Annotated in this window: 10 protein-coding genes; 3 read left to right on the top strand and 7 right to left on the bottom strand. The window is 44.8% G+C overall.

Translation table 11 applies throughout. The features are described from left to right. Positions 1-23: 23 nt before the first annotated feature. The gene (locus V9W66_RS11150) at positions 24-617 is read right to left on the bottom strand and encodes a DUF3793 family protein (protein WP_186290078.1); all 594 of its coding nucleotides are present in this window, start codon (positions 615-617) and stop codon (positions 24-26) included. Between the two features lie 236 nt (positions 618-853). Between V9W66_RS11150 and V9W66_RS11145 the strand changes: the two genes are divergently transcribed. Further along, a complete protein-coding gene (locus V9W66_RS11145) occupies positions 854-1,258 on the top strand; it encodes a Fur family transcriptional regulator (RefSeq protein ID WP_144094395.1) in 405 nt (134 codons plus the stop codon). 107 nt (positions 1,259-1,365) lie between these two features. After that, complete coding sequence (locus V9W66_RS11140) at positions 1,366-1,911, top strand: NADH peroxidase (protein ID WP_119240844.1); 546 nt, start codon at positions 1,366-1,368, stop codon at positions 1,909-1,911. Between the two features lie 50 nt (positions 1,912-1,961). On the opposite strand, the gene V9W66_RS11135 is transcribed toward V9W66_RS11140, so the two are convergent. Next, positions 1,962-2,540: an HD domain-containing protein gene (locus V9W66_RS11135; RefSeq protein ID WP_144094396.1), complete on the bottom strand. Its 579-nt coding sequence runs from the start codon at positions 2,538-2,540 to the stop codon at positions 1,962-1,964. Between the two features lie 409 nt (positions 2,541-2,949). Here V9W66_RS11135 and V9W66_RS11130 point away from each other — a divergent pair, with 409 nt between their 5' ends. After that, positions 2,950-3,444 carry an HD domain-containing protein gene (locus V9W66_RS11130; protein WP_021976382.1) on the top strand — a complete coding sequence of 165 codons (495 nt, stop codon included), beginning with the start codon at positions 2,950-2,952 and terminating at the stop codon, positions 3,442-3,444. A gap of 104 nt (positions 3,445-3,548) precedes the next feature. Here V9W66_RS11130 and V9W66_RS11125 read toward each other — a convergent pair whose 3' ends face one another. From V9W66_RS11125 to V9W66_RS11105, 5 genes are all read right to left on the bottom strand, one after another. After that, positions 3,549-8,018, bottom strand: a complete 4,470-nt coding sequence (locus V9W66_RS11125) for an Ig-like domain-containing protein (protein ID WP_186290079.1) — start codon at positions 8,016-8,018, stop codon at positions 3,549-3,551. Positions 8,019-8,122: 104 nt separating this feature from the next. Continuing rightward, entirely contained in the window at positions 8,123-8,995 is an 873-nt protein-coding gene (locus V9W66_RS11120; RefSeq protein WP_144094406.1) for an energy-coupling factor transporter transmembrane component T, read from the bottom strand. Further along, complete coding sequence (locus V9W66_RS11115) at positions 8,985-9,719, bottom strand: ECF transporter S component (protein WP_021976379.1); 735 nt, start codon at positions 9,717-9,719, stop codon at positions 8,985-8,987. The genes V9W66_RS11120 and V9W66_RS11115 overlap by 11 nt, the downstream gene beginning before the upstream one ends. Further along, positions 9,701-11,410, bottom strand: a complete 1,710-nt coding sequence (locus V9W66_RS11110) for an ABC transporter ATP-binding protein (RefSeq protein ID WP_144094408.1) — start codon at positions 11,408-11,410, stop codon at positions 9,701-9,703. Before V9W66_RS11110 ends, V9W66_RS11115 begins: the two co-directional genes overlap by 19 nt. Next, positions 11,383-12,276 carry an energy-coupling factor transporter transmembrane component T gene (locus V9W66_RS11105; RefSeq protein ID WP_144100347.1) on the bottom strand — a complete coding sequence of 298 codons (894 nt, stop codon included), beginning with the start codon at positions 12,274-12,276 and terminating at the stop codon, positions 11,383-11,385. The genes V9W66_RS11110 and V9W66_RS11105 overlap by 28 nt, the downstream gene beginning before the upstream one ends. Position 12,277 lies beyond the last annotated feature (1 nt).

The following is a 12,277-nucleotide window of genomic DNA, read 5'->3' as shown; positions in this document are numbered from 1 at the left end:
ACCTCCTGTTTTTAAACTTTATATTATACGCACATCTGAGATGTACAGAGATGCTTCATACCAACAACCTGCAAAATCGAATACCCAGCACGGATCTGCGCCGCAGTAAACTCCCGGCACTTATCATAGCTGTCAAAAATCCTGCGAGCCTGCTCCACATCATCATAAACCTTCCAGTAACCACACATCTTGCAGCCACTGCCTCCGAACTTCCGGAAGCCCTTCACATCTTCAATGGGATAACCCAGGAAAAGTCCGATCTCATGAGGAAATTCCGTCTTATGAAAAAATCTCTCCTTCAGACGGGCGATCATCTCATCCAGAGAACCATCTATATTATAACCATCCTGGAGCAAAAGATTCCTGGCCTCTTCCTGCTTAAGATATTCCTGCAGCATATCCGACCGGTACACCAGAAGAAGATAATGCTTCCTGCATCCGCAGATGATCTCCATACGGATGCCTTCCTGTTCAAGACTCTCCTTATAATCCGAAATGATCTCCGGCAGCTCCGGCATTTTTTCCTTGGAAAAGGAAACAAGGTTCGCCGGTTTCATTCCCATTAATACAGGGGAACAATGATAACCTATGACAGATTCAAATTTTGCACAAGTCATTTGCATTCTCCTTTACGCTTTAGTTAGATTTATCTAACTATCGTAAATATACTACTAAAGTTAGTTTGTGTCAACTTATTTTTTTTAAAATTCTCATCAGGAATTTTTATTGATAAAATCCCATCATTAAGGGCACAATATTTTGGATAATAAGATCAAAATCTCTTGACAAACCTTTCTCTGTCATGTATTATAATATCAGTAATAATTACTATTACTAATAGGGAGGAAACATTATGGCAGCACTTAAATACAGCCGTCAGAGAGAATCTATCAAGGAATTTCTGAGATCCAGAACAGATCATCCAACGGCAGACACAGTATACGAGAATCTTCGACAGATCTACCCCAGCATCAGTCTCGGAACTGTCTACCGTAATCTTTCTCTTCTCAGTGACATCGGCGAGATCCGGAAGCTGACCAATTTCGGAAGCGCGGATCGCTACGATGGAAGGGTCGCACCACACTCACATTTCATGTGTACCAGATGCAACCGGGTGATCGATATGCAGTCAGACAGACTTAACGGAATTCTTGAACAGGCAGCTGCAGAATTTATCCACGGAAAAGTCTTTGACGTAGATGCAAGCTTCTATGGGATCTGCAAGGAATGCCTGAAAAAAGAAGAAAAACAAGCTTGACAAAATAAAGATCACATGATACTATAAAATAGTAATAATTACTATTATTAATTTATAAGAAACAAAAACAAACAATATATTTCAAAAAAGAAAAGGAGATCATTACTATGGCTAAATGGGTATGTACAGTATGTGGATATGTTTATGAAGGCGAGCAGGCACCGGAAGCCTGTCCGGTATGTAAAGCACCAGCTTCTAAATTCCAGAAACAGGAAGGCGAGCTCTCATGGGCAGCTGAGCATGTTGTAGGTGTAGCTAAAGGCGTCAGCGAGGACATCCTTGCAGACCTGAGAGCAAACTTCGAGGGCGAGTGCTCTGAGGTTGGTATGTATCTTGCAATGGCTAGAGTAGCTCACAGAGAAGGATATCCGGAAGTTGGAATGTACTATGAGAAGGCAGCTTACGAGGAAGCAGAGCATGCAGCTAAATTTGCAGAGCTCCTTGGCGAAGTTGTAACAGACAGCACAGAGAAGAACCTTCAGATGCGTGTAGAGGCTGAGAACGGTGCTACAGCAGGTAAATTCGACCTTGCTAAACGTGCGAAAGCAGCTAACCTTGACGCAATCCATGACACAGTTCATGAGATGGCTAAGGATGAAGCTAGACACGGAAAAGCATTCGCCGGTCTGCTTAAGAGATACTTCGGTAAATAAGAAATCCGCATAAAATCATAAAATAAAGATTTTTAAAAGAGGGAGCCAGATTATATGGTTCCCTCTTTTCTGTTGCATTCAATCTTCCGCACACTGTCCTCGCGTACCTGATCACGAAGCTCTGTCAGATAATCTGAGAATTTCACCTGCTCATTTCCGTAAGTCATCTGCAGATCATATTCCAGCGGGATCCAGGTTTTAATATCGGATTCATTGTGCTGGATCAGAGCTTCCAGCTTGTCCAGAGCTTTGTAAATCCTGGATTCCAGAGTCTGCTGTGCTTCCATTTCCTGATATAGTTCTGCCATCTCTTTATCAAATGGCTCCGGAAGGGTTTTTACCCACTCGCCCAGTACATCCGCTTCTTTTTCCGAATCTTTATCCGTTTTTTCAAAAGCTGGGATATCCCCGGTAAAAGCTTCCCCCAGGTCATGGATCAGACACATTTTCATAATTTTCAGAAGATCCGCATCCGGAAACTCATCGCTGACAAAATAAGCCATCAGTGTAATTCTCCAGGAATGCTCCGCAACACTCTCCCGCCTTCCACCGGATGTGTAGCAATGACGCACCGCATCTTTTAATCTTTCTGCAACGGAAAGTACTTCGATCAGTTTTTCAGGTTTCATATCCATTCACCCTCCTCAGTCTTTTAAGAATGTCTCTCGACAATATTTTTTTCGCTGAGTCAAGCGGATATTCGCAATCCGCTTCGCTACGTAGCTCTACACCAAATAACTGCTCCGCAGTTTATCAGGAGGAGCTTTCACTCCTCCTGATACAAGCAAGTCCCCACCCACTGCTTATTGCTTTTCGCAATTTAAGCAGGGGACTTACTTGATTTGGTTAAACTATACCATACATCCCTTCCGGACAAAACATCCAATGCGACTGGCATTCACATTCTGATCGACACCCCACAGCAAAGTCTAAAAAAATTTGTTCCAACTAATTTCTAAAAAAACTATAAATTTTATTGCATTTTTCGCTATAAGCGTCATAATGAAATTATAAACAGAAGAAAGAAGGTGATTGCCGATGGATATCACAGTGTCGGACGAGGTCTCACAGGAATATCATGAGCTTGTGAAAAACATCCTCTGCAACAGAGAATTCCTGAAGCTGAGCCTGTACACCCACCACCAGTGGACCACTCGGCTCATGCACAGTATCAATGTTTCCTACCTCTCCTGGTTCATTGCCAGGAAGCTGGGATGTGACGAGAAAGCCGCCGCAAGGGCAGGACTTCTCCACGATTTCTGTCCTTACGATTTCAAAGCAGAGACACCGACCGGTGAGCATCAGGCGTTCTATCACCCGAAAGCTGCCGCAGAAAACAGTGCCACTCACTTTGATATGACGGACAGAGAACTGGACGCAATTCTCTCACATATGTTCCCTCTGGGACCTCTTCCACGCAACAGAGAAGCCTGGATCATCAGCTTTGCCGACAAAGCCTGTGCCATTGCGGAAGGCTGTCATATCGCCATTGCTCTGGCCAGACGGAACCGGATCGTCATCAATCCGGCCTGATCAGATTTTTTCTGACAGAAACAACAAAAAACAGGGCTGTCATTTCTGACAGACCCTGTTTTTTGGTTTCACATTTCTGTGATCTTTAATTTCTTATCAATTTCCTATTTTACAGTAACTTTGCATTTTGCAGTAAATTTGCCGGCTTTTACAGTGATCACAGCAGTTCCTTTTTTCTTTGCTGTGATCTTGCCTTTGGAATCTACTGTGGTAACGCTTTTGTTGCTGGATGTATAAGTGATCTTTGCAATTGCTCCTGACGGATAAAGCTGTGGTTTTAATGTGTATGTTTTACCCTTTGTGATGGTTTTCTTAGTCGGAACATTTTTGATTGCTTTTAATGCAGGCGCTTTTTTCACAGTTAATGTTACCGTTGCTTTCTGCTTTCCGGACTGTACGGTGATCGTTACTTTTCCGACTTTTTTCGCAGTGATCACACCTGTGCTGCTTACAGTAGCGATCTTGGTGTTGCTGCTCTTGTAAGTAACTTTCTCCTGAGAATTGGATGGTGTTACAACCGGTTTCAGGGTATATTTCTTTCCGGTTGTAAGGCTCAGTGTCTTCGGTACTTTTGTGAGCTTTGTTGTTCTGATCATTTTTACGGTTACAGTTACTTTTGCGGTTTTTCCACTTGCAAGAGTTACTGTGATCACTGCGGTTCCCTCTTTGGAGGTTGCTGTGATCTTACCGTTTTTGTCTACAGTTGCAACTGACTTTTTGGAGGATGTCCAGCTCTTGACGTAATCTCCCTTTGCAAGTCCTGTTGCCCTTACGGTTACAGACTGTTTCGTTTTCAGTGCCAGTTTTGTTGCTGTAAGTTTAACGGTTGGTGTAAGTTTCTCGCCAACAGTTTTTGTTGTCTTCTCGCCACAGAAATCACAGGTGCTTTCCTGTTTCTCCGGAGCAAATACGGTTGCAGAGCTTACTTTTTTCCAGGTTGTGTAGCTATGCTCATGTGCCTTGGCAACAACCTTGGCATCTACCGGAATATAGTACTCATATGGTGTTTTTACGATAGCTGCTGTATAAGTTCCTTCTGCCGGTGCATTAAGTGTTACATTTCCGTTCTCATCGGTGGTTCCTGTTGCTACTGTCTTACCTTCGCTGTCACGGAGTTCTACGGTGATATCCTTCTGTGCAGAAGCCTCCTCACCCCATGCTGCCTTAAATCCTTTTACATTCAGGATAAAGTCTTTCTTAGCCATGATGTCGCATGCAATGCTGTCAAAATACAGATATTCGTCACTGTATCCTGCTGTGTCATTATAGAAGAATACGTTTAAAACATCTCCGCTGTTCAGAATGGCTTCATTACACATGCTTCCATATCCACTGTCACCCAGCGGCATTTTGTTGTTTACAAAGAAGCTTACATTAGCAGTAGTAACTCCAAACGCTTTGCTGATCCAGCCACTCTCATTTACTACCAGGTAATCTTCCGGTGCTGCCTTAAATGCGTCTCCGTACATTGCTGCATGAAGATCTGCAAGTGCGTCAAGAACAGTTACCTCTGCCTGTACTTTCTCCGGTTTTACATATCCGTAAAGTGCTGCGTCTGTAGCCTTTACTGTAAGGGCCTGTGTTTTTCCGGCTGTGTTTGCTTCGGTACCGGCGATGACAGTTACATCAGCACTCTGCGGAATCCTGGAATCCTGGCAGTCTTTCATAGCCTTGGCAAGGGCTGTGATTGCTTCTGTCTGCTGTGCTTCTGTTGCCTCGGCGTTATCGGAAACTGCCTGTGCAGCTTTGATTGCTTCGGAAAGGGCATCTTTTGTTCCTTCCGGATACTGTCCTGCTTCTGTTCCCTCTGTGATGCTCTCAAGAAGTGTATTTGCTTCCTGGATCTTAGCTTTCAGAGCTTCGCCTTCTGCTTTTGTTCCCTTTACGGTTACTGTAACAGATGCTTCCTGTTTATAAAGTTTCTGAAGTTTTGCGTTATCCGGATGATCTGTTGCAAACTGGCCATATTTCTCACTGGAAAGAAGAGAACTGATGGTGATCTGTGTATTGCTCTCCGGTCTGTTTACAACAAGGTTTTCATGCTGGATCACTGCGTTGTTGGAAGATTTGAAGTGATTGTATCCCTGTCCTTCCATGATCCACGGGTCATCAAAATAATCATCTGTGATGATACCTGCGCCTGTTTTGTCATCTGCATTGTATACCCAGACAGCTTTTCCTTCGTTGTCCAGATACATTTCCTGGAATGCGTGAAGGTTTGTGGTAATGCTGTCCGCGTCGGCATTGTCACCTTTGATACCATCGAAATAATGGGCTTTTGCGTAATCCATCATAGCAATTTCTGTGTCCAGCTTTTCGTTGATATCTTTTACGGAAACTGTGATCGGGATCTCTTTTGTGGCAGTTACGCCTTCTCTTGTGAAGGTAACGATAAGATTTGCTGTCGTATCTTTATCATATGTAAACAGATCCACCGCTGCTCTGTATCCGTTGATCTTCATCAGGTTCGCATCACTGGAGGTTACTGTGATCTCTTTATTCTTGAATACATCCTCACCGTTTTCATCTTTGATCCTTGTGTAACGAGGAAGCTGGATGTCACCGGTACAGTTCGCTGTATCAAGCTGTGTCTGCGTTGTAAAATCCTTCAGCTGATCTGCTGTATAATATTTATCCAGAATCGCCTTTAATTCTTCCTCAGTCGGTGCCTGGCTTCCGCTTCCCTTTACCGTTACTTTGAAGGTTTTTTTAATGGTTCCGAAGCTGTCGGCTTTTTCAATATACTCATTAAGGAGTGTATCGTTTGCCTTAAAGGTAGCTGTCAGAGTAACCTCTGTGTCCTCTGTTTTCGGGTTGATCTTTCCGGTTCTCGGATAGATCGGGGAATCGATGGACGGATTCTGGATAGAGATCACATCCGGATCAGAAGATTTCCATGTTACGATAGACCATATATTACGCATGCTGGTACCCATGCAGCCCGGAAGTGTCAGATCAGAAGTTACTTCCTCCTGTGACGCATTATTTCCTTTTATGCTGTCCCAGGTAAGCTGGTCAGCCTCTGCCTGCATTTTGCCTCTGAAATATTCCTGATCCCAGCTGACAGTTACTCTGCGGCTCTCAGATACTGCAGACGCGTTGTTGCAGGTAAACTTAAAGGTGCAGTCCAGGCTCTTGGAATACACACCCATGCTGTTCAGATCACTCTTTACATAATGAATGGTTCCGTCAGTGCCGATATAATCCGTATCCTCAGATGTCGCAAGAGAAACCTTTACATTGGATACATCTACATCCAGATTGTACTTTTTGACTTTTGCCAGTACCATGTCCGCAATGTTAGAATCGGTTCCGTAAACAGGACGTAAGGTTCCGAATTCTGCGTCAAAGGCTTTCTTTACTGCGTCTACCGCTGCCTGATCTGCAGGATCGATATTGGACTGAAGGGTGACAGGGAAGGTATAATCGCCTGCCTCATCCGGTACGGTGAAGCTTCCGGATGCTTCTTTATATCCGTCTTTTGTGATGGTATATTTGTACTCTTTGCCTGCCTGGAGCTTGTAGCTTCCGTCTTCCTGCGGTCTGAGAGTTGTATACCAGCCTTCTTTTACTGTGATATCCGCGTCTGTGATGGTTGCTCCGTCATTTCCTGTCACTGCGAAGGTTGTATTTCTGTATACGATCGGAGAAAGCTTTACTTCTATATCTCCGCTTGCAGATGGAAGGATCGTCTGTGTATATTTATCGTATCCGTCTGCGGTTACTGTCAGTGTATACTCGGAACCTTCTACCAGTGTATAGCTTCCATCGTCTGCCGGAGTAAGGGAACTCCAGTCTTTCTGAATATCTACGGTTGCGCCTTCAATGGCTTCCCCTGTTTTTGCGTTTACCGGTTTGATATTTACGGTATAGTTCTTCTTTTCCGGAGCCAGAACGATGGTGAAGTCCTGTGTTGCAAGCGCTGTTGCAGTTCCGTCGTTGATCGCTGTTGTGTCTGTATCAAGGGCGAAAAGTTTCAGGGTTGCTGTGAAGGTGTATGGACCCTGCTCTGCGGTAGGTCTTGTGATACTTCTGCTACCGTTTGTCGCCGGAGCTTTATAGCCAACATACGGATTATCCTTATCAATGTACCATCCTGTTTTATAAACAGTATTCACATATTTTAATCTCATACTTCTGATAGCATATCCGCTGGTCGGGATCGTAAGGGCAACATTGTAAGTAAGACCATCCTCACTTTTTGTAACGCCTGTACCGCCACTGGTTATGATCTTATTGCTTCCGTCAATAAAGTTTTCTTTCAGATAAGCCTGGGCTTTTGCCTGCTCGTCCTCTGTGCTTCCTTCGCTGCTCTCCTCAGCCTGTGCAGCCGGAACATCAACTACTTCGTTTTCTCCTGCGCTGCTTTGTCCCGCAGCGGTTTCTCCGTCCGAAAAATCATCCTCTGTGACCTCTTCTGTCACTGCTTCCCCATTATCAGAGAAGGCTTCGGCAGTTAATTCTCCGGGAAGTTCTCCGGCAAAGGTAGTAGCCGGTGCACCTACGGTGGTAAGTGTCACAACAGCTGCCATTGCAACTGCCTGCATTTTTTTCTGCAGTTCTTTTCTAAGCATCTTTTTACCTCTCTTTCTTTTTCTCGGTACAGATTCCTGTGCCATTTATTACATCTTGTGAAGACCTCCGGTGAATTCAGCCTTCACAATAATGTTCACACTTTTTATTTCTTCCTCTTGTAACGGATCTCCCCTGCGATCTGCAATCCCATGGGCAAAAGCAGCAGCACTGCGTAAGCCACATAAAATACAAAAGACATGGGAGTAACCGGATTCATAATGATCTCCGGATTATAATAGATCTCTGTCTGGTCCAGAAGAATAGCCGATGCCACAAAAGTCAAACAGAGAAAGATCATCACAACAAAACTTCTGTCTCTGTTATCAAAACGATAAATGGAAAAAGCCGTTCTTCCCCGGAGCGAATAACCCCTGCTCTTCATGGAAACCGTACTTTCCACAAAATCCTCCAGCGTCCAGGTGATCACAATGGAGATCAGGCTTAATCCGTGCAAAAATCTCTCCAGGATATTTCCCTGCCGTACCCCTTTCCCAATACCCTCTCTGGATATCTCAATCTTCCTGGCACGTTCCTTCACTCTCGGGACACACCGTAAAAGTATGGACAGAAACAGGGATAATCTGGGCGATATCCTTCCGAAAAGATATACTACTTTATCCGATGACACCACAGCGAACACACAGGAAAAAAACATGATCACTGCTGCCACGGTGGTTCCGCGGACAATTCCATATACCACAGATTCCAGGGTAATCTGGTTTCCGATAAAATTCTGACGGAGATTTGTCACTCCGAAATGATTGTAATAGGAATACCAGGCCGCATACAGAAAGATCAGCGGAATCAGACACAGATTGAAGATCACCGCTCTTTTCCCATCGAGTTTTACGGAATATACAAATGCGCAGACATAAGATATCCCAAGGAATACCGGATGATGAAACCATATGGTACATACGATTGCTGCCGCAAAGTAGATCAGGTTTATCACCGGATGGTAACTGTCAAATCTCATCTTCCTCACCCATCATTCCGTATTTGATCCGGATTCTCTCAAGCTTCTCCATCATCGGTTTACACAGGATCAAAAGTGTCAGTGCTGTTGCAACTCCATGTACAATATTTACCGGAAGGCCTGACATATAGATCGCGCCTACAGAAGCCCGGGTAAAGTTTGTTACCATAGTAAAAACAGAGCAGGTGTCAAGAAGCGGTCCCACAATACACAGAATGATCAGAAAACCGATCACTGCCGTGCGGATCCTCTTTTTCTCTGTCATGATCCCTTTTCTTGCAAGAAGCCCTGCCAGAAGTCCTCCGATCCCGTAGGCAAACATCTGCCACGGAGTCCAGGGTCCCTGTCCGAAGATAAAATTGCTCACAAAAGCTCCAAGAGCTCCTGTCAGAAATCCCGCTTCTGCGCCAAAAGCCATTCCTGTGATCATAATGATTCCCAACATGGGCTTAAAATGCGGAAGCATGATAAACGCAGCTCTGGAAGCCACTGCAATGGCACACATCACGGCGATCGTTACCAGCTCTCTTGCCTGGGGTTTCCTTTTTTCGTAACTGAGCAAAAACGGGATTATAGAATAAACGATCAGGATCAGGCTGCACAGATAATATTTTCGATCTCCGAAATGCCAGGACACCATCAGAGTCACCGGCATCAGGATCAGGATCAGTACATAGCCCAGGATCCTTTTTAAAGTCCAGTATTTTACAGATTCTGTCTGCATAATTCGATCACATCCTCATTTGTAATAGCGTTTTCAAAGATATGGCGGCTCATCCTGTTTGCTGCCGTTGTATAGAAACTGTTCTGTGAAAAGAAACGATTTGGTGTATTTGTGGTGATGATGCTGCCATCAAAAAACATACTTACCAGATCTGCGTATTTTGCACAGAATTCCACATCATGAGAAACCATGATGATCGTCACTCCCTGTTTCTTCAGATCCTTCAGGATCTCTGCAAATTCCAGCTTGAAGAAATTATCAATTCCTTTGGTAGGCTCATCCAGCAGAAGGATCTTCGGATCTGTGAGGAGCACTTTTGCCAGCGCCGCTCTCTGCTGCTCTCCTCCGGAAAGATCATAAGGATGATGTTCCAGAAGATGGGAAATATGACAGGTTTCCGCTACTTTTTCAATCCTGCTCTTCTTCTCTTCATCCTTTCCGCGAAGCATTTCTTCCAGATCTTCCCGAACTGTTTTTTTCACAAAAAGGCTCTGTGGATCCTGAGGAAGCATTGCCAGTAAATGGTCAAAAAGTTCTCCGGACTTATATTTCTTCACAGGTTTTCCCTGGATCAAAACTTTTCCGCGATAAGGCTTACAGATGTTGCTGATCGCTTTCAGGGTCGTGGATTTTCCTGCGCCGTTTCCGCCAACAATGGCAAACAGAGAATTTTGCGGTATCTGGAACGTGATTCCTTTCAATACATCCGGCGTGTCTTTTTCGTAACGGAACCAGACTTCTTTTACCAGAACTGCCGGATCTTTTACTTCGTCCGGATCTGTGGTGATCTTTTCCTCGATTCTGGTAACAGCCGGCGTTTTTTCTTCAAACATGTGGCTTAACCAGTCACCGCCCTCTCTGACTGTAAGAGGACATTTTATGGTTTCTTTCTCCGGCTTCAGGTTCTTTTCTTCCTGGAATTTTTTTACTCCGTAATAAATCTGTACCGGTGTGGGCATTGCCGCAAACATGTCGTTGTTTCCGTTTTTCAGGAAATCACCGATCTTTCTCTGTTCATCGTCTGCAATGATCTTTCCGTCTTCCACCACCACAACTTTATCGGATGCATAAAAAATGTCTTCCAGTCTGTGCTCTGTAATGATGATCGTTGTCCGCAGCTCCCGGTTGATCTTTCGCACTGTATTCAGAAAATCCGTAGCCGCAATGGGATCCAGCTGACTGGTGGGCTCATCCAGGATCAGGATACTTGGCTGCATGGCCATAATGGAAGCCAGGTTCAGAAGCTGTTTCTGCCCTCCGGAGAGTTCTGTCACGTTTTTATGGAACCAGCCCTGGATGCCGAAATAACTGGCCATCTCTGCTACACGGAGACGGATGGTCTTCTGATCCATGCCAAGACTCTCCAGCCCAAATGCCAGCTCATGCCACACCTTATCTGTGACGATCTGGTTATCCGGATTCTGCATAACGTACCCAATTCTGGACGACTGGGTCCGAAGATCCGCGTCTTTCAGAGGTTTTCCTTCAAAAAATATCTCGCCCTCTGTTTTTCCGTGAGGCGCAAGTACGCTTTTCAGATGTCTTAAGAGTGTAGTCTTGCCACTGCCGCTTTTTCCGCAGACTGTGACGTACTGGCCTCTCTCGATCTTTAAGTTAATATGGGAAAGAGCCGGCTTCTTTTTTTCTGTAGGATAATAGAAGCTCAGATCTTTGATCTCAAAATGTACCATATGATTTCCTCCGTAATATTAACTGCTGTAGGAAGAGCCAGAAACGCTCCGTAGGCAACTGCTCCTACAACGGTATATGGGCTCATTGCCACCAGAAATTCCGGTGTGTACTGCGCGCTGCTGCCGCCCATGATACAGCAAAAGATCACAATGGCAAGAAAACCCGCCATGATCGCCAGCAGGATCTTATCTCTTTTTTCAAAACGGTACAGGGAAAATGTCGTTCTTTTCCCGGTACCAAACCCACGGCTGCGCATACTGTCTGCCATGATGATGCCGCCTTCCAGAGCCCAGGAGGTCATCGCGGATACGATGGTCAGTCCATGCTCTGCTTTTTCTTTTGTGGTTCCATTCTCTGCGGACATGCCGATGCTTTTTCTTGCATTGCCGATCTGCGCGATCTTTTTTTCGTAGTTAGGCAGAAGACGCAGGATCATCGTCAGCACCAGCGAAACCGATGGAGCTGCTTTTCCAAACAGGTACAGGAACTTATCGCTGGTCATCACAAAACTGTAGGAAGCAAACCATAAAAGAATGGTCACTACCATCGCAGCAAGGCTTGTTCCGTACGCAAGTGCCTCCAGCGTGTAGGGCCGGTCGTTCCACCAGGTAAACAGAACCCTGTCTCCGTAGGTGTTAAACAAAGGATTGATAAAGGACAGCATGAGAAAAAGCGGAATCATTCCAAACAGAAAACTCTTCGCCTTTCTTCCTTTTACGGTAATGTAAAAAGCCGCTGCTGTGATTGCCGAAACTGCCAGAAAAACCGGATGGATCAGCATCATCCCCAGCAAAAACGCGCCAATATAAAAGGTAAAATTGATTACCGGATGAAAGGTGGAAAAAGTATCTTTTTTTTCATTCATT

It is taken from the genome of Blautia massiliensis (ex Durand et al. 2017), assembly GCF_051861785.1.
GTDB classification, from domain to species: domain Bacteria; phylum Bacillota; class Clostridia; order Lachnospirales; family Lachnospiraceae; genus Blautia_A; species Blautia_A luti_A.
Note: the sequence above shows the minus strand (reverse complement) of the source record. Positions and strands in the feature narration are given on the sequence as shown.

Excerpts from the sequence above, each read along its gene's own strand:
- V9W66_RS11135 (WP_144094396.1), bottom strand. The coding sequence starts at position 2,540 with ATGAAACCTGAAAAACTGATCGAAGTACTTTCCGTTGCAGAAAGATTA.
- V9W66_RS11115 (WP_021976379.1), bottom strand. The coding sequence starts at position 9,719 with ATGCAGACAGAATCTGTAAAATACTGGACTTTAAAAAGGATCCTGGGC.
- V9W66_RS11110 (WP_144094408.1), bottom strand. The coding sequence starts at position 11,410 with ATGGTACATTTTGAGATCAAAGATCTGAGCTTCTATTATCCTACAGAA.
- V9W66_RS11105 (WP_144100347.1), bottom strand. The coding sequence starts at position 12,276 with ATGAATGAAAAAAAAGATACTTTTTCCACCTTTCATCCGGTAATCAAT.
- V9W66_RS11125 (WP_186290079.1), bottom strand. The coding sequence starts at position 8,018 with ATGCTTAGAAAAGAACTGCAGAAAAAAATGCAGGCAGTTGCAATGGCA.
- V9W66_RS11150 (WP_186290078.1), bottom strand. The coding sequence starts at position 617 with ATGACTTGTGCAAAATTTGAATCTGTCATAGGTTATCATTGTTCCCCT.
- V9W66_RS11130 (WP_021976382.1), top strand. The coding sequence starts at position 2,950 with ATGGATATCACAGTGTCGGACGAGGTCTCACAGGAATATCATGAGCTT.
- V9W66_RS11140 (WP_119240844.1), top strand. The coding sequence starts at position 1,366 with ATGGCTAAATGGGTATGTACAGTATGTGGATATGTTTATGAAGGCGAG.
- V9W66_RS11145 (WP_144094395.1), top strand. The coding sequence starts at position 854 with ATGGCAGCACTTAAATACAGCCGTCAGAGAGAATCTATCAAGGAATTT.
- V9W66_RS11120 (WP_144094406.1), bottom strand. The coding sequence starts at position 8,995 with ATGAGATTTGACAGTTACCATCCGGTGATAAACCTGATCTACTTTGCG.